15 protein-coding genes and 1 tRNA gene are annotated in these 16,498 nt (G+C 68.2%); 3 read left to right on the top strand and 13 right to left on the bottom strand.

Annotated features, from left to right (window positions below; all coding sequences use genetic code 11):
- Window positions 1-431: 431 nt before the first annotated feature.
- A tRNA-Ser gene (locus tag AX685_RS11010) sits at window positions 432-522 on the bottom strand.
- 94 nt (window positions 523-616) lie between these two features.
- On the opposite strand from AX685_RS11010, the gene AX685_RS11005 reads away from it, so the two are divergent.
- The gene (locus tag AX685_RS11005) at window positions 617-1,498 is read left to right on the top strand and encodes a peptidylprolyl isomerase (protein ID WP_066488587.1); all 882 of its coding nucleotides are present in this window, start codon (window positions 617-619) and stop codon (window positions 1,496-1,498) included.
- Between the two features lie 21 nt (window positions 1,499-1,519).
- On the opposite strand, the gene AX685_RS11000 is transcribed toward AX685_RS11005, so the two are convergent.
- The 7 genes from AX685_RS11000 to AX685_RS10970 form a co-directional block, all read right to left on the bottom strand.
- Window positions 1,520-2,116 carry an ABC-type transport auxiliary lipoprotein family protein gene (locus AX685_RS11000; protein WP_066488584.1) on the bottom strand — a complete coding sequence of 199 codons (597 nt, stop codon included), beginning with the start codon at window positions 2,114-2,116 and terminating at the stop codon, window positions 1,520-1,522.
- A gap of 2 nt (window positions 2,117-2,118) precedes the next feature.
- Entirely contained in the window at window positions 2,119-3,081 is a 963-nt protein-coding gene (locus AX685_RS10995) for an MlaD family protein (protein ID WP_066488582.1), read from the bottom strand.
- Window positions 3,081-3,974 (bottom strand): ABC transporter ATP-binding protein, encoded by an 894-nt coding sequence (locus AX685_RS10990; RefSeq protein ID WP_066488575.1) that lies wholly within the window; start codon window positions 3,972-3,974, stop codon window positions 3,081-3,083. The genes AX685_RS10995 and AX685_RS10990 overlap by 1 nt, the downstream gene beginning before the upstream one ends.
- Window positions 3,974-5,086, bottom strand: coding sequence for an ABC transporter permease (locus AX685_RS10985; RefSeq protein WP_066488572.1), 1,113 nt, complete (start codon window positions 5,084-5,086; stop codon window positions 3,974-3,976). The genes AX685_RS10990 and AX685_RS10985 overlap by 1 nt, the downstream gene beginning before the upstream one ends.
- A gap of 100 nt (window positions 5,087-5,186) precedes the next feature.
- Complete coding sequence (locus AX685_RS10980; RefSeq protein WP_066488592.1) at window positions 5,187-6,395, bottom strand: DUF445 domain-containing protein; 1,209 nt, start codon at window positions 6,393-6,395, stop codon at window positions 5,187-5,189.
- Window positions 6,396-6,512: 117 nt separating this feature from the next.
- Complete coding sequence (locus tag AX685_RS10975; RefSeq protein WP_066488567.1) at window positions 6,513-9,722, bottom strand: efflux RND transporter permease subunit; 3,210 nt, start codon at window positions 9,720-9,722, stop codon at window positions 6,513-6,515.
- Window positions 9,723-9,734: 12 nt separating this feature from the next.
- Window positions 9,735-10,904 carry an efflux RND transporter periplasmic adaptor subunit gene (locus AX685_RS10970; protein WP_066488565.1) on the bottom strand — a complete coding sequence of 390 codons (1,170 nt, stop codon included), beginning with the start codon at window positions 10,902-10,904 and terminating at the stop codon, window positions 9,735-9,737.
- A gap of 141 nt (window positions 10,905-11,045) precedes the next feature.
- Between AX685_RS10970 and AX685_RS10965 the strand changes: the two genes are divergently transcribed.
- On the top strand, window positions 11,046-11,795 hold the full coding sequence (locus AX685_RS10965; protein WP_197418570.1) for an SIMPL domain-containing protein: 750 nt from the start codon (window positions 11,046-11,048) through the stop codon (window positions 11,793-11,795).
- A 118-nt stretch (window positions 11,796-11,913) separates the two neighbouring features.
- Here the strand turns inward: AX685_RS10965 and AX685_RS10960 are convergent, their stop codons facing one another.
- From AX685_RS10960 to AX685_RS10950, 3 genes are all read right to left on the bottom strand, one after another.
- The gene (locus AX685_RS10960) at window positions 11,914-12,171 is read right to left on the bottom strand and encodes a GlsB/YeaQ/YmgE family stress response membrane protein (RefSeq protein WP_066488563.1); all 258 of its coding nucleotides are present in this window, start codon (window positions 12,169-12,171) and stop codon (window positions 11,914-11,916) included.
- A gap of 92 nt (window positions 12,172-12,263) precedes the next feature.
- Window positions 12,264-12,563 (bottom strand): CtrA inhibitor SciP, encoded by a 300-nt coding sequence (gene sciP / locus AX685_RS10955; RefSeq protein WP_066488560.1) that lies wholly within the window; start codon window positions 12,561-12,563, stop codon window positions 12,264-12,266.
- 103 nt (window positions 12,564-12,666) lie between these two features.
- Window positions 12,667-12,846, bottom strand: a complete 180-nt coding sequence (locus tag AX685_RS10950; protein WP_066488558.1) for a hypothetical protein — start codon at window positions 12,844-12,846, stop codon at window positions 12,667-12,669.
- 134 nt (window positions 12,847-12,980) lie between these two features.
- Between AX685_RS10950 and mnmA the strand changes: the two genes are divergently transcribed.
- Window positions 12,981-14,078, top strand: a complete 1,098-nt coding sequence (gene mnmA, locus AX685_RS10945; protein ID WP_066488588.1) for a tRNA 2-thiouridine(34) synthase MnmA — start codon at window positions 12,981-12,983, stop codon at window positions 14,076-14,078.
- Between the two features lie 102 nt (window positions 14,079-14,180).
- On the opposite strand, the gene AX685_RS10940 is transcribed toward mnmA, so the two are convergent.
- Complete coding sequence (locus AX685_RS10940; RefSeq protein WP_066488556.1) at window positions 14,181-14,396, bottom strand: hypothetical protein; 216 nt, start codon at window positions 14,394-14,396, stop codon at window positions 14,181-14,183.
- An 81-nt stretch (window positions 14,397-14,477) separates the two neighbouring features.
- A partial coding sequence (ligD, locus tag AX685_RS10935; RefSeq protein WP_066488553.1) for a DNA ligase D occupies window positions 14,478-16,498 on the bottom strand: 2,021 nt, incomplete at its 5' end.

The following is a 16,498-nucleotide window of genomic DNA, read 5'->3' as shown; positions in this document are numbered from 1 at the left end:
GTAGCAATATAAAGTCTGGATACCCTCTACCGTGGGGGCAGCAGCTAGAGACTTTGGCCGCAAGCGGCTTGGACATGCGCATCGGCCACCCGGCCGAATGGGTGCGGGTCTCGACTCTCAAGCGAGGTTCTCACGCCTCGGCGCCACCCTCGTGGCGCACGGTCAGACTAATGTTTTGAAGAAGATACGCAAGTCGCCTCCACGATGTGGGAAACGGCTTGGCTGGTTCGCAAGGGTGACGTCCGAGGGGCTCTTGCGCTTGCTTTTAAGGGCTGAAATTCAGCCCATTGGTAAGTGCACAGGACGCCACGGGAATTCCGTCCGTCTCAATCCGACCACGCTTGGCCGCATCAATCCGTATGAGAAACAGGGTTGCAAACCGGGTTGCTGGCCCCAGATCGGGGAAATTATCCAATGATTTTAACGCAGAATGGCGGAGCGGGAGGGATTCGAACCCTCGATACGGTTTTGCCGTATACTCACTTTCCAGGCGAGCGCCTTCGACCACTCGGCCACCGCTCCGCATGCACTGGAAGCGACACGCCCTAGTGGAGGCGTCGCGCGCGCGCAAGCGGGTTGGATTGCAGGTCGGCGCGAGGACGGGCACGGTGGGGCCATGACGATTCTTCTCGCTCTGGCCGCGATCGTGGCACTTGGTCAGGCGGCGGCCGCGCCGGCTCCTCCCCCGCCGCCGCCGGCCGCGCATGAGGCATTGGCGAGCGACTGGCGGGTCATTCCCGCCGACGAGCTGCTGGTAATGCGGCTGGCGGGCGGGCGAACGGTGACGATCCGCCTGGCCGCCTGGGCGGCGCCGCAGCACGTCGCGCAGATCCGCCGGCTGGCGGCGGCGCATTGGTGGGATGCCGCCAGCGTCTATCGCGTCCAGGAAAACTGGGTGGCGCAATGGGGCGATGCCAGCGAGCAGAAGCCGCTGCCGGCCGGCGTTGCGACGCAGGTCGATCCGGAGTTCGAGGTCGCGCGCGTCGCCCCTGCGGCGCTGTTGGCCCGTGGTGATCCCCATGCGCGCACGTCAGGCATCACCGCGGACGGGTGGCCCGTGGCCAGCGACGGCGCGGGCCACGCCTGGCTGCCGCATTGCTATGCGATGGTGGGCGTTGCCCGCGATGCCGATCCGCGATCCGGATCCGGGGCTGAGCTGTTCACCCCGATCGGCCAGTCGGCACGGCGGCTGGATCGCAACTATACCGTCGTCGGCCGGATCATCGACGGGATGGCGAACCTGTCGGGACTGCCGCGCAGCGATGCGCCGATGGGCGTCTATGCCAATCCGGCGCAGCGCGCACCGATCGAATGGGTGCGGCTCGCCAGCGAGTTGCCCGCTGCCGAGCGGCCGCGCTTCGCCTATCGCGCGGCCGACAACCCGCGCTTTGCCGCGGCAGTGCGGCGGCGCGAGAACCCGCCGCCCCCGACGATCGGATCCGGCGCGATCGACATATGCGAAATGCCGCTGGAGGTGAAGCGCCTCGACACGCGCTGACTGGGCAGACGCCGACGTCGCTCAGCCGCCGCTGCGCACCCAGTCGGCGACCTGCCCGGCCACGTCGTTGGCGGCGCGCCCCAGCGCCTCGGCTGCCGCGGTCGGCTCGATCGCCGCGACCGGGACGCGCGCTTCGAAACGGCGCTTCTCGATCGCCGACTGGCCGGCCCGCGTCAGCGACGCATCGTAGATCACCACCGCCTGTCGCTGCGACGCATCGACGCCGAAGCTGCGCAGGTCGCCCGACAGGTCTGCGCTGGGCGCGCCGAACGACTGCGCCGGGGCGAGCACCACCATGCCCGCGCGCGCGGTCAGCGTATCGCCCAGCACCCGAGCGAACAGCCGCGCGGGCGGTTCGGACCATTGCGCATCCTTGATATAGGCGACCGCGACGTCGCTCTGCTGCACTGGGATGCGCGTATTGGCGATCGTCTGCGGCACCGCGGGCACCTGCACCACGATCGCGCGCGTTGCCGATGCAATCTGTGCCGCGCCCGGTTGCGGTTGGGCGGTGGACGCGATCGTCAGCAATTGCTTGGGCGGCTTGCCGCCGAAGCTGAGACAGCCGGCCAGCGGGACGATCGCCGCGGCAAGGACGAGGTTTCGAGTGAAGCGCACGCTCAGTTCCCCTTGTATTCCGGCAGCTTCTGTTGACCGATCAGCGAGCTGGCGCCGCCCTGTTCGACGCGTTCCGAGATCGCCGAGAGCGACGCCGCCGTGACGCGCAGGTCGCGCACCAACTGGTTGATCTGCGGCACCGTCTGTTTCGAGAAGGTCGTGAGGCCCGGCCGCGCGTCGCCGATCGCCGCGTTGAGCGTGTCGGTGCTCTCCCGCGCCGACTTTATGGTGGCGTTCAGATTGGCCAGGGTCGGCTTGACGTCCTCGGTCATCACGCCGTTGGTCGTCTTGGCCAGTTCGCCGATCTGCTGGGCGGCATCGCCCGCCTGTGCGATCGCGACGCGGGTCTGCGCCAGCGTGGCGGCGATTTCGGGCCCACGATCCGCCAGCGCATCGGTCAGGCGGTTGGTGTTGTCCAGGATGCCCGCGATCGACGCCTGGTTGCGGTCGCTCAGCATCCCGGTCAGCCGCTCGGTCAGCGTCGACAGCCGTTCCAGCAACTGCGGTGCGGAATTGAGGATCGCGCCGATGCCGCCGGTCTTGGTCGGGATCACCGGCACGCCCAGCGGGCATACCGATCGCGCGTCGCCGGCGGGGCAGGTGATCGGCGCCTGGCCCTTGATCGCGCCGTCCAGGCTGACGGTGCTGGTGCCCGTGAAGCTGCCCTGGATGGTCGCGGTGGTCCCGCGCAGGATCGGCGTGTCGTCGTTCACGCTGATGCGCACGCGGACGTATTGCGGATCGGGCTTCCACAGCGAGATCGTCTTCACCTGCCCCGACGGCACGCCGGAGAAGGTAACCGTCGACCCCTTCGCCAGCCCGTCGACCGACTGGCGGAAGAAGATGTCATATTCCCGTTCGGCCCCGCCGCTCACCCGTGCGATCCACACGGTGAAGATCGCGACGATCGCCAGCAGGATCAGCACGACGGCCCCGACCAGGACGTGGTTCGATCGCGTTTCCATCACTCAGCCCCTGATAGCCGGCGGTCGTCGGCGGCGGCGGTCGCGCCATCGCCTGTCCGGCCCGCCGCCGGTTCGTGTTCCGCAGCCCGCTTCTGGGAAGCGACCGCAGCGCGGCCGCGCGGGCCGTTGAAATATTCCTGGATCCACGGGTGATCGAGCGCGAGCAGCTCCGGGATCGTCCCCACCGCGATCACGCGTCTGTCGGCCAGCACCGCGACACGGTCGCAAATGGCGTAGAGCGTGTCGAGATCGTGGGTGATGAGGAACACCGTCAGCCCCAGCGTCTTCTGGAGCGAGGCGGTCAGTTCGTCGAACGCCGCCGCACCGATCGGGTCCAGGCCGGCGGTCGGCTCGTCCAGGAACAACAGATCGGGGTCGAGCGCCAGCGCGCGCGCCAGCCCGGCACGCTTCTTCATTCCGCCGGACAGTTCGGCGGGGAACTTGGGCCCCGCATCCGCCGGCAGGCCGGTCATCACCACCTTGTACGACGCGATTTCGTCGAGCAGCGACAGCGACAGGTCCGGATAGAATTCGCGCAGCGGGACCTGGACGTTCTCCGCCACCGTCAGCGTGGAGAACAGCGCGCCGCCCTGGAACAGCACGCCCCATCGCTTGCGGATATCGACGGTTTCGGCCTCGCTGCGCCCCAGCGTCGGCTCGCCGAACACCCGCACCTCGCCCGCATCGGGGGTCTGCAATCCAATGATCGAGCGCATCAGCACCGACTTGCCGGTGCCCGATCCGCCGACGACGCCCAAAATCTCGCCGCGACGCACCTCCAGGTCGAGGTCCTCGTGGATCACCTGCTCGCCGAAGCTGTTGCGCAGGCCGGTCACACGGATCACCGGCTCCGCCCCGTCGGCACCCGTGTCATTGCTGGCGAAATGGGGCATCAGATCCAGCCGATCTGTTCGAAGAAGACGGCGAAGAACGCGTCGAGGACGATCACCATGAAGATCGCCTGCACCACCGCGGAGGTGGTCTTCAGACCGACCTGCTCCGCATCGCCCTTCACCTGCATCCCCTGGAAACAGCCCGCCACCGCGATGATCGCGCCGAACACCGGTGCCTTGATCAGGCCGACGAACAGGTCGGTGATCGGCACGACCTCGCGAATGCGCGCGATATAGGCGACCGGCGGGATATCCAGCGTCATCCAGCACAGCAGCCCGCCGCCGATGATCGCGACGATCGAGGAGTAGAAGCCCAGCAGCGGCATCAGCACGATCGCCGCGATCGTGCGCGGCAGCACCAATGCCTCCATCGGCGATACGCCGATCGTGCGCATCGCGTCGATTTCCTCGGTTAGCTGCATCGTGCCGAGCTGCGCCGCGAAGGCCGAACCGGACCGTCCCGCCACCATGATCGCGGTCATCAGCACGCCCAGTTCGCGCAACGTGATGCGCCCGACGAGGTTGATCGTGAACGATTCCGCGCCGAACTGGCGCAGCTGCACCGCGCCCTGCTGCGCGATGACGATGCCGATCAGGAAGCTCATCAGCCCGACGATGCCCAGTGCGGACACGCCAACCACCTCGAACCGCTGCACGGTGGCGTTGAAGCGGAAGCGGCTGGGATGGCGGATCACGCCGCCGAACGCGATGATCGTCGCACCCATGAAGCCCAGCAGCCCCACCGCAGTATGGGCAGCGTGCGCGGTCGCATCGCCGATCTCCGCCAGGACGCGCCGGAACGACGATCCGCTGCCGGGGCGCATCTGTACCGGCTGGTCGGCGGCGACCACCTGTTCCAGCAGGTTGTTCGCATCGCCGCTCAGCCCGCGGATCTCCGCCTTGTGCTCGCGCGCGAAGCGGTGGACGACCCAGGCGCCGATCGTGTCGATCCGCTCGATCCCCGACAGGTCGATGCAGGCGACATCGCCGCCGTGACTGTCGAGCCGTTCGGGAAGATTGCCCAGACGCGCCAGCGACAGGTCGCCGGTGAAGCGCAGCGTCGATCCGCCGGACTCCCCGCGGTCCTCGTTGAAATCGGCCGCAGTGCTCATCGAAGGGTCCTTGCGGCACGTCGCATCACGCGACAAGCGATCGGGCGCGCCATTCGTTCCGCGGGCGAATCCATTCGAACGGGCTGCGATACGGCGTGCGTCACAGCGCGACGTCTACGGTATGGATCAGAACGCCGACAAGCCCCCCGACCAGCGTTCCGTTGATGCGGATGAACTGCAGGTCCTTGCCCACCGCATGTTCCAGCCGCATTGTGATCGTCCCCGCATCCCAGCCGCGCACCGTTTCGGACACCAGCCGCACGATCGAATCGCCGTAATCCGCGGCCGCACCCACCGTCGCGCGCCGCACGAAGCGATTGATGGTGCGCCCCAGCCGCGCGTCGTCCTGCAACGTCGCACCCAATTGCCGCAGCGCCTCCCCCAGCTTGCCGCGCAATACCGCCTCCGGATCGCGCGCGGCACGCAGCATCGCCAATCGCGCCTGTTCCCACAGGCCGTTGATCCAGTCCTGCATCGCCGGGTTTTCCAAAAGCTCGATCTTCATCGTCTCGACGCGCACGCGCATCGCCGGGTCGTGCTGCAACCGCTGCGCCAGCGACCTCAGCCCCTCCTCCGCCTTCTGGCGCAGCGGATGGTCGCGATCCTCGGCCATCTCCGCCACCAGCCGGTCCAGCCCGTCGATGATCTTGGTCGCCAGCGTCTCGTCCAGCCCTGTCCAGCGCAGGATCGAGCCGGCACGGTCGTGCACCATCGCCCGCACCAGATGTTCGTTCGCCGCCAGCGCGCCGCGCGCCCAGCGCACGCCATGGTCGATGATCGGCAGGTGGCGATCCTCCGCGATCGCGGCGTCGAGCGCGCGGCCCAGCATCGGCGACAGCTCGGTCTCGCGCACGCGCGTCACCAGCATCGCGCGCACCATCCCGCCCAGCCGGTCCTGGTCGAGCGCGTTGAGCACCTCCTGCGCCAGCCGCGACGTGCCGCGCGCCAGCCGCCCGCCGCCCGCACCCTGCGGATTGGCGAGCCAGCGCCCCGCGGCACCTGCGACGTCCATCCGCCCCATCCGCCGCGCGACCACCGACGGGATCAGGAAGTTCTCGCGCAGGAAGTTCGCCAGCTGATCGCCGATCCGGTCCTTGTTGCGCGGAATGATCGCGGTATGCGGGATCGGTAGGTGGAGCGGATGGCGGAACAGCGCGGTCACCGCGAACCAGTCCGCCAGCCCTCCGACCATCGCAGCCTCGGCGAAGGCGCGGACGAAGCCCCACGCACTATGCTGATCCGCCAGCGCGCGCGCGGCGAGGAACAGGGCCGCCATCGCCAGCAGCAATCCCGTCGCCACCCGGCGCATGCGCACGAGCGCAGCGGGCGGGACGGGGGTGCGGCGCGTGGCGATCATCGTTCGGACAATCCCCGATCGCGCCGATTGTTCAAGTCCCCGCCGGCGCGACAGCAGGTCGCATGCCGCTTATTCGGCGGGATCGGTCCCGTCGCGAAAGCCGATCCGGCCATGCGGCGCGGCAATCGCATCCTTGGGCGGGCCCTGTTCGATCAGCGGCCCACCGTCATCGCCCGGGCGATAGGTGAGCAGCCGCCGTCCCAGCCACGGCCCGACGCGCCGCTCGATCCCGATCGCCAGCGAAAAGGCGGCCGGCACGATCAGCAGCGTCAGCAACGTCGACATCGTCAGCCCGCCGATCACCACGATTCCCATCGGCGCCCGCCACGCACCGTCGCCCGACAGCGACAAGGCGGTGGGCACCATGCCGGCCACCATCGCGACAGTCGTCATCACGATCGGCTGCGCGCGCTTGTGCCCTGCGTCGACGATCGCGGCATGGGGCGTCACGCCCGCCGCCATCTCCTCCAGCGCGAAATCGATCAGCAGGATCGAATTCTTGGCGACGATCCCCAGCAGCATCAGCAAGCCGATGAACACCGGCATCGACAGCGGCTGCCCCGCGATCTTCAGCGCCAGCAGGCCACCCAGCGGCGCCAGCAGCAGCGAACCCATGTTGACCAGCGGCGGCAGCAGGCGGCGATACAGCAGCACCAGCACGGAGAAGACCAGGAACACCCCCGCCACCACCGCGACGACGAAGTTGATCAGCATCTCCATCTGCCACTTCGCCTGGCCGACGGTCAGTTGCTGGACGCCCACCGGCAGGTTCTTCATCACCGGCAGCTGGTTGATCTGCTTCATCGCATTGCTGGTGACCAGCCCCGGCGACAGATCGGCACCGATGGTGAGCTGGCGCTGTTGGTTCAGGCGCGTGATCTTGGTCGGGCCGGACCCGAAGCCGATCTCAGCGACCAGGCTCAGCGGCACCGAACCGCCCGACTGCGTCTGCACCGGCAGGTTCTCGATCGTGTCGAGCCGCGATCGCGCGCTTTCCTCTAGCGCGACGCGGATCGGCACCTGTCGATCCGACAGCGAGAAGCGCGCGCTGTTCTGATCGAGGTCGCCCAGCGTCGCGATACGGATCGCGTTGGACAGCGCCGCGGTCGTCACGCCCAGCTGCGCCGCCAGGTCGAGCCGCGGCTTGATGAGGATCTCGGGCCGATTGAGATCGCCGGCGATGCGCGGTGCGACCAATCCGGGCACCTTACCCATCTCGCTCACCAGGCGGTCGGCGGTCTTGCGCAGCAACACCGGATCGTCGCCGCCCAGCGTGATCGAGATGTCGCGATTGTTGTCGCCGAACCCGAACTGCGACTGGAAGTTGACGCGTGCGTCCGCGATCGTCGCCAGATCGGGCGCCAGCCGCCGCTCGAACTGAGTCGACGTTACGTCGCGCTTTTCCTTCAACGTCGCGACGACCCGTCCGGTGCCGACCAGGGTTCGCGTGTACAGGCTCTCAACCTCCGGCTGCTTCTTGAGCAGGGCGTAGACCTGGTCGACGACCGCCTGAGTGGTGTTCAACGTCGCGCCCGGCGGCATGGTGATCGTCACTGCGCTGCGCGGCTGGTCCACCGCGGGCTGGAACGTCATCGGCGTCGTCGCGAACAGGACGATCGTCAGCAGGAACGAAGCAAGACCCATCCCCATCACCCACAGGCGATGATCGCGCAGATAGCCGGTGACGCGGTGGATGCCGCCCTTCGCACGAATCAGCGGCGCCTTGCCTTGGTCCAGCGTCCAGCGCAGCACCCGTTCGTAGAAGTCGACCGCCGGGCCGCCATGGTCGGCAGGGCCCGCCGATTTCAGGAAATAGGCTGCGATCATCGGCGTGATGAGGCGTGCGACCGCCAGGCTCATCAGCACCGCGACCACCACAGTCAGCCCGAAATTCTTGAAAAATTGCCCCGACACGCCCGGCATCAGCCCGACCGGCAGAAACACCGCGACGATCGCCATCGTCGTCGCCAGCACCGCCAGCCCGATCTCGTCCGCAGCGTCGATCGACGCCTGATAGGCGGTCTTTCCCATGCGCATGTGGCGCACGATATTCTCGATCTCCACGATCGCATCGTCGACCAGCACGCCTGCCACCAGGCTCAGCGCCAGCAGCGTCATGTCGTTCAGCGTGAACCCCATCAGGTCCATGAACCAAAAGGCCGGAATCGCCGACAGCGGGATCGCCAGCGCGGAGATGAACGTCGCGCGCCAGTCGCGCAGGAACAGGAACACGACGACGACCGCCAGGATCGCGCCCTCGATCATCGCGTGCAGCGCGCTTTTATACTGTTCCAGCGCATATTTCGCGCCGTCGATGCGCAGCTTGAACTTCACCTGCGGATTGCGCTTCTCCAGCGCCTCCAGCTTGGCCTTGGCCTCGCGGAAGACGGTGACATCGGAGGCGTTCTTGGCGCGCTTGAAATCGAAGCTCAGCGCCGGGCGGCCGTCGACCGCCGCGGCGCTGCGCTGTTCGGCATACAGGTCGCGCACGGTCGCCACGTCGGACAGGCGGATCGTGCGGCCGTTGCCGATCGCGATCTGCGTCTGGCTGAGGTCATAGGCGGTGGCGGCATTGCCCAGCACGCGCACCGACTGCTCGGCCCCCGCGATCTCGGCCCGGCCGCCCGCCGCGTTCAGGTTCACCTGCCGCAGCTGCTGGTTGATCTGGCTGGCGGTCAGGCCATAGGAGGCCAGCTTGGCGGGATCGAGGATCACGCGGATCTCGCGGCTGACTCCGCCGTTGCGCTCGACCGAGCCCATGCCGGGAACCGACAGCAGTTCCTTGGCGACGGTATTGTCGATGTACCAGCTGAGCTGTTCCAGCGTCATGTCGGTGCCGACGGCCGTGAAGCTGCCCAGATCGTTGTCGTTGATCTTCACCCGCTGGACTTGCGGCTCCAGGATGCCGTCGGGCAGCTGCGCGCGGATCTGCGTCACCGCATCGCGCGATTCGTTGACCGCCCGGTCGACGGGGGTGCCGATCGCCAGCTGGACGAAGGTGGTCGACTGCCCCTCGGACACGAACGACTGGATCTCGTCGACGCCCTCGAGCGTGCGCACCGCCGCCTCGACGCGTTGCGTCACCTGGTTTTCCAGCTCGCTGGGCGCCGCGCCCGGCTGGGTGATCGTGATCGTCACCGCCGGAAAGTCGATGTCCGGTTCCTGGTTGATGTCCATCCGGATGAAGCTGACGATCCCCGCGACCGTCAGCATCATGAACAGGACGATCGACGGCACCGGGTTGCGGATCGACCAGGCGGATATGTTGCGGAAGCCCATCGTCGCTTGTCCTCAGCGCCCCTTGGGGATGACCGGCTTCACCAGCTGGCCCGGGTTCAGGAAGGCGCCCGCCGCCTGCACCACCCGCTCGTCACCGGTGAGGCCGCTGGCGATCGCCACCTTGTCGTCGCTCACCGACCCCAGCGTCACGTCGCGACGCCGCACCCGATTCTCGGCATCGACGATATAGACGTAATTGCCGCGGCTGTCGCTGAGCAATGCCGACTGCGGCAATTCGGGCTGGCGCGCGTCGCCGGCGACGATCGTCGCGGACGCGAAGCCGCCGGGACGCAGCGCGGGATCGTAGGACAGCTGAATGCGCGCGATCCCCTGCCGCGACTGCGGGTCGATCACCGGCGACAGCTGCCACACCCGGCCCGCGAAGCTGCGCTTCTCGCCCACCGGGGTTACCTGCGCCGACGAACCGACGTGGATCGTCTGCAGGTCGGCTTCGGACAGCTGCGCGCGCATTTCCATCTCGCCATTGGCCGCCATGCGGAACAGGACGCCGCTGGCGGAGCTGACGATCTGCCCCGGCTCCACGCCGCGCGTCAGAACCAGCCCCGGGGCGGGCGCGCGAATGTCCAACCGGGCGTTGCGCGCGCGCTGTTCGGACAGCGTCGCCTGCGTCACGCGCAGCCGCGCCGCCGCCGAATCGCGGGTGGCGATTCGCCGCTGCACGTCCGCCTTGGAGATGAAGCCGCGATCGACCAGGCTCTGCGCACGCTCCAGTTCGGCCTGCGCCAGCGTCAGGTCGGCCCGCGCGACATTGATCTGGGAGGAGAGCGAATCGGCGGTCTGCGTCTGGACCGACCGGTCGATCGTCGCCAGCACCTGCCCCGCCTTCACCCACTGGCCCGGTTCGACCAGCACGCGCGACACCATGCCGCCCTCGCCCGCGACGCCGACCGGCATCTCGCGCTTGGCGGCCAGCGATCCCGTCGCCGCGACGGTGCGCGCGACCGCCTGCGCCCCGGGGACGACAACCGTCACGGACGGCGCCTGGTCGCCCGCCGGTGCGGGCGTCCCGGCATCCTTGCCGCCCCGCATGGCCAGCCACGCCGCCACCGCGATCACCAGCAGAACGACGCCCGCGACGATCACCCAGCGCCGCCGACCGCGCGCACGCGAATCCTCGATCAACAGCCGCTCGCCTTCCAGGTTGCCGTTTTCGTACGTCATTCCGCCCCTCTCGTCGGGCGTGTATTACGATGATATAGCACCCGGTACAAGCGGGCATCTTTCAACCGGTTCGTCGCGTTCATCCTGCGTTTTGTCGCACGGGTGCAGATGCCGCCAAGACGAGAAACGGGAGATATCACGATGCGAACGACGACGATCACCGGGCTGGGCGGCGCCGCCGCGATGCTGGCCGGCATGACCCTGGCCGCGGCGGCGACGGCGCAGACCCCGCTGCCGATGGCGACGGTCGTGCCCGACGGCACGATCCTGGACGTGACCGCGACCGGCCGGACGACCCGCGTTCCCGATCTCGCCACCGTCCGGGCGGGCGTCGTTACCCAGAATGCGACCGCCGGGGGCGCGCTGACCGAGAATGCGCAGCGCATGACGCAGGTCGTCCGCGCGCTCAAGTCCGCGGGGATCGCCGAACGCGACATCGCCACCAGCAACGTCAGCCTGTCGCCGCAATATCGCTACGCCGACAATCAGCCGCCGGTCATCACCGGCTATCAGGCGAGCAACACCGTCAGCGTGAAGTTCCGCGACATCGCCAAGGCCGGGCCGGCGCTCGACGCGCTGGTGCGCTCGGGCGCCAACCAGATCGACGGGCCCAGCATGTCGCTATCGCAGCCCGATGCGGCGCTGGACGAGGCGCGCACCGATGCGCTGAAGGCCGCGCGCGCACGGGCGGCGCTCTATGCGAACGCCGCCGGGATGACGGTGGCGCGGATCGTCTCGATCGAAGAAGCCGGCGACAATGACGGCGGTCGCCCGCAACCGCCGATGATGCTGCAGCGCGCCGCCATGGCGGAGGGGCGCGACTCCACCCCGATGCTGGCGGGGGAAACCGACGTGACCGCAATGGTACGCGTCCGCTTCCTGCTGAAATGACCTTATGGCCCGTCCGCCGCGTGGCGGACGGGGCATAGGCAGACAACGCCGCATACGAAAAAGGCCGCCCGGATCACCGGGCGGCCTGTTTCCTTGTCGTTCGTCGATGTGGAGCGGTTTAGCGCACCCGGCCGCGACGGACGAGGTTCACGATCGCCAGCAGGACGACCGCGCCGACCAGCGACACCAGGAACGAGTAGATCGTCAGCGGCTGGTTGTTGATCGAACCGCCAGTGAACAGCAGACCGCCGATGAAGGCGCCGACGATCCCGACGATGATGTTCAGAAAGATGCCCTGCTGGGCGTCAGTGCGCATGATGATGCTGGCGAGCCAGCCGATGACGCCACCGATGATGAGCCAGATGATAAGTCCCATAGCAATTCTCCCCTGCGATGCGCCCGGACGGTGAAGCGCTGTGGCAGGGAAGACTCACGAAGGGCGGATATTGTTCCGGGCGCGTTTCGGGATCAGAACTTCTGCTGGCGCTCGTACAGCGATTTGTACTGCTGGATACGCGTGACGCGCAAGCCGGGCATGCCCGACCGGTCGATCGCACGCTGCCACCCGGCGAATTCCTCCACCGTCAGCCCGTAACGCTGGCACACTTCGTCCACCGTCAGCAGACCGCCGTTAACCGCGGCGACGACCTCGGCCTTGCGCCGGACCACCCACCGCGTGGTGTTGGCCGGCGGCAGCGTATCCATGGTCAGCGCCTCTCCCAGAGGACCGATGACCTTGGCGGGACGGATTTTTTGGTTCTCGATCATTCCTAACCTCGGTTCGGGGCGGGGGGCCCCCTTCCCTGCGACGAAGCACTGCGTAGGCGCCTCGATTTGAACACGCCCTAAAGCGGCGCGGTAAACGCCGTCTTCACGGCTCTTTCCATTCGCTTAGCGCCGCCGCGGCCGCGGGGTTGAACGCGCCCTCACCCGATCGCGCGGTCGCCGAATCGTTCAGCGCACGCGCCACCTGTGCGGTGCGCGACGTCTCCTGCCGGGCACGCAGCCCGGCGAGCAGCGGGGGGAGATGGGTGTCATCGGGTAACGTCACGGCGAATCCTGGCAACGCGAGATGTGATGGACTCGCTTAGCCCCGGTCTGCTGAAGGTCGCGTAAAGCCGCTGGCAACGCTTCCTTCACCTGCCTTTACGCGGACATACGCGACGGGGTATGGCCGGTCGCATCATGGACACGGTGGATTTCCAGCTTCCGGCGGGCGCGCGGCGCATCGTCGTCGCGATGTCGGGCGGGGTCGACAGCTCGGTCGTGGCGGCGCTTGCGCAGGCGAGTGGGGCGGAGACGATCGGCGTGACGCTCCAGCTTTACGACCATGGCGAGGCGACGAAGCGCGCCGGCGCGTGCTGCGCCGGCCGCGACATTCGCGATGCGCGCGCGGTCTGCGACCGGCTGGGCATCGCGCATTACGTCTTCGACCACGAATCGAGCTTCCGGACGCAGGTGGTCGATCGCTTCGCCGACGAATATCTCGCTGGGCGCACCCCGATCCCCTGCGTCCAGTGCAACATGGGGCCGAAATTCACCGACCTGTTCGCGCTCGCCCGCGATCTGGGCGCCGACTGCCTGGCGACCGGCCATTACGTCCGCCGCATCCTCGGCAGCGACGGCGCGCAGCTGCACCGCGCGATCGATCCCGCGCGCGACCAGAGCTATTTCCTGTTCGCGACGACGCGCGCGCAGCTCGATTTCCTGCGCTTTCCGCTCGGCGCGCTGCCCAAGCGCCGGGTGCGCGAACTGGCCGGGGAGATGGGGCTGCTGGTCGCCGACAAACCCGACAGCCAGGACATCTGCTTCGTCCCCGACGGCGATTATGCCTCACTGGTGAAGGCGCTGCGTCCAGAGGCCGCGGCGGGCGGCGACATCGTCGACATGGCGGGGCGCAAGCTGGGCGAGCATCGCGGGCTGGTCCATTATACCGTCGGGCAGCGCCGCGGGCTGGAGATCGGCGGTAGCCCCGAGCCGCTGTATGTCGTGCGATTGGAACCCGACCGGCGCCGCGTCGTCGTCGGCCCGCGCGCCGCGCTGGCGGTGGCGGCGGCGCGGCTGGCGGACATGAACGTGCTGGGGCCGCTGGAAGGCGAGCTTACCGCCAAGGTACGCTCGATGGCCAAGCCGGTGCCGGCCCGGATGGTCGACGACCGGCTGGTGTTCGACACGCCCGAATATGGCGTCGCCCCCGGCCAGGCGGCAGTGCTCTACGACGGCGATCGGGTGCTGGGCGGCGGCTGGATCGCCGCAACCGAACCGGCGCTGGCCGCCGCCTGAAAAGAACCCGGCACCGCACGGTACCGGGTCCAGTTTCGTCCAGGGAGCACCAGACGGTAACGGCGACGGCGACCGGGGAGCGGCCGCCGCAAGATCAGACGGTCAGAGCGCGTTGCCACCCAGCGCATTGTCGGCCGGCAGCGCGTCGGCGCCATTGCCGAACGTGGCGAGATTGCCGTCGGCGGGCACTTCGTCGTTCAGCACGGTCTCGTTCGCCAGCGTATCGTTGGCGGCGACCGGCTCCGCGCCCTTCCCGCCGCACGCGGCCAGCGCCAGGCTCATGCTGATCACGGAAACGGCGGCAGCGATCTTCCTCATCTCTCTCGAACCCCTTGCTGGCGATGGCGCCCGCCATCGTTCGCCCCAAAACTACATCTCCGCGATAGAATATCAAGAGCCTCATGTGTCGGGAAGGTGCTGGTGCGCGACACCCCAGCCGCGCAATGCCCGACTGTCGGCGCGCGCCAGCAATTCCTCGCGGTCGGTGACTCGCCAGCGCGCCGCGGTATCGATATCGCGCAATTCGCTCCACGATACCGGGGCGGCCACCGGCGCGCCGGCGCGTGCCCGCGCGGCATAGGGCATTATCGCGGTCGCGCCGCGCTGGTTGCGCAGCCAGTCGATGAAGATCCGCCCCTTGCGCTTCGCCTTGGCCATCGTCGCGGTGAACCGTTCCGGTTCGGCCTGCGCCAGCGCACGTGCGAAGCGATCGGCGAAATCCTTGACGGCCGCCCATGCGGCCTGCGGCGTCAGCGGCACGACGACATGGACGCCCTTGCCCCCCGACAGCAGCGGAAAACTCGCCAGCCCCAGCTCGGCCAGCTGGGTCTTGAGATGCTCGGCCGCCTTGCTGGTCGCGGCGAAGTCCAGCCCCTCGTCGGGATCGAGGTCGAACACCATCCGGTCGGGCCGCTCCACGTCTGCGACCTGCGAGCCCCAGCCGTGGAATTCGATCGTCCCCATCTGCACGCACGCGACCAGCCCGTCGCCGCTGTCGACGTAGAGATAATCCTCGGTCGATCCGTCCTTCTCGCGGATCGGCACGCGATGGACCTGATCACCGAACGACCCGGCATCGTGCTTCTGGAAAAAGCATTGCCGCGCCCGCCCCTGCGGACAGCGCACCAGGCTGACCGGGCGATGCGCCACGAACGGCAGCATCGCCGGGGCAATCGCGGCATAATAATCGGCCAGATCGCCCTTGGTCACGTCCGATTCGGGGAAGATCGTGCGGTCGCGATTCGTCACCTTCACCGTCGATACGGACGGCGCAGGCGCCGTGGCGGGGCGTTCGGCGACGACGTCCTCCGCCGGCTTGTCGCCGCGCAGCCCCAGGAAGCTGGAATGGCGCAGCAGCCCGTCCGGCGTGGTCTCGGCAAAGGCGATCTCCGCCACCAGTTTCGGCGTGACCCAATGCGCGCCGCGCACCGCCGCGCGCGGTGCGGCCACGGTCGGGGTCTTGCGCGCCAGCCGGTCGAGCCGCGTGAGCAGGTCGGCCATCATATCGGCGGTGAAGCCGGTGCCCACCTTCCCGGCATAGCGAAGCGCGCCGTCCTCATGGACGCCCAGCAACAGCGACCGAAGGCCCCGCCCCTTGTCCGACGGCAACCAGCCGACGATCACGAATTCCTGCCGGCGAATGCACTTGGTCTTCAGCCACGCCTGCGTGCGCTTGCCGCGATAGGGCGCGTCGGCGCGTTTCGACACCACACCCTCGAAGCCTTCGCGGCACATCGTCTCGAACAGCGGCTCGCCCGACCCGGCGACATGTTCGGCAAATTGCAGATGCGGATCCGCGCCCGCCATTACCGCGCGCAAGCGCTCCTTTCGCTCGACATTGGTCAGCGCACGCAGATCCTCGCCGTCGTGCCGGAGCAGGTCGAAGGCGAAGAACGTCATGTCATCCCCCGATGCGATCGCGGTCTTCAGCGTCGCGAAATCGGGGCGGCCCTCCTTGAACGCGACGATCTCCCCGTCGATCAGCGCATCGCCGACGTCGAGCTGCGCAGCGGCCGCCGCAATCCCGGCGAACGTCTCGCTCCAGTCCAGCCCGCTGCGGGTATAGACCGTCGCCTTCCCCCCGCCGACCGCGATCAGCGCGCGATAGCCGTCGTACTTCACCTCATGGATCCAGCCTGCACCGGCGGGGACGCTGTCCACCAGCGTGCACAGCTGCGGCGCCTCGAACGGCGGTGGTGCGGCGCTGCCGCGGCGCTTCTTGCGCCCGGCCGGGGCACGCCACTGCGACGGCGCGCCCTCGGCGATCTCCTGCATCGTCCTCCCCGTCGCCACGCTGGTCAGCGCGGTGTCGGTCAGCATATCGGTGGCGCCCGCGGCGGCATCGTCGATCTTGCGCAGCAGCCAGTTCTCGCGCTTTTCCTTGCCGCGTGGTTTCAGCCGGACCAGCAGCCACTCGCCCT

The organism is Sphingomonas sp. CCH9-F2 (assembly GCF_001556735.1).
GTDB lineage: Bacteria > Pseudomonadota > Alphaproteobacteria > Sphingomonadales > Sphingomonadaceae > Sphingomonas > Sphingomonas ginsenosidimutans.
The sequence above is the reverse complement of the archived record's forward strand: the minus strand, read 5'-3'. Positions and strand labels throughout refer to the sequence as shown.

Coding starts and splice junctions, on each gene's coding strand:
- AX685_RS11005 (WP_066488587.1), top strand. CDS start 617: ATGACGATTCTTCTCGCTCTGGCCGCGATCGTGGCACTTGGTCAGGCG.
- AX685_RS10995 (WP_066488582.1), bottom strand. CDS start 3,081: ATGGAAACGCGATCGAACCACGTCCTGGTCGGGGCCGTCGTGCTGATC.
- AX685_RS10990 (WP_066488575.1), bottom strand. CDS start 3,974: ATGCCCCATTTCGCCAGCAATGACACGGGTGCCGACGGGGCGGAGCCG.
- AX685_RS10985 (WP_066488572.1), bottom strand. CDS start 5,086: ATGAGCACTGCGGCCGATTTCAACGAGGACCGCGGGGAGTCCGGCGGA.
- AX685_RS10980 (WP_066488592.1), bottom strand. CDS start 6,395: ATGCGCCGGGTGGCGACGGGATTGCTGCTGGCGATGGCGGCCCTGTTC.
- AX685_RS10975 (WP_066488567.1), bottom strand. CDS start 9,722: ATGGGCTTCCGCAACATATCCGCCTGGTCGATCCGCAACCCGGTGCCG.
- AX685_RS10970 (WP_066488565.1), bottom strand. CDS start 10,904: ATGACGTACGAAAACGGCAACCTGGAAGGCGAGCGGCTGTTGATCGAG.
- AX685_RS10965 (WP_197418570.1), top strand. CDS start 11,046: ATGCGAACGACGACGATCACCGGGCTGGGCGGCGCCGCCGCGATGCTG.
- AX685_RS10960 (WP_066488563.1), bottom strand. CDS start 12,171: ATGGGACTTATCATCTGGCTCATCATCGGTGGCGTCATCGGCTGGCTC.
- sciP (WP_066488560.1), bottom strand. CDS start 12,563: ATGATCGAGAACCAAAAAATCCGTCCCGCCAAGGTCATCGGTCCTCTG.
- mnmA (WP_066488588.1), top strand. CDS start 12,981: ATGGACACGGTGGATTTCCAGCTTCCGGCGGGCGCGCGGCGCATCGTC.
- AX685_RS10940 (WP_066488556.1), bottom strand. CDS start 14,396: ATGAGGAAGATCGCTGCCGCCGTTTCCGTGATCAGCATGAGCCTGGCG.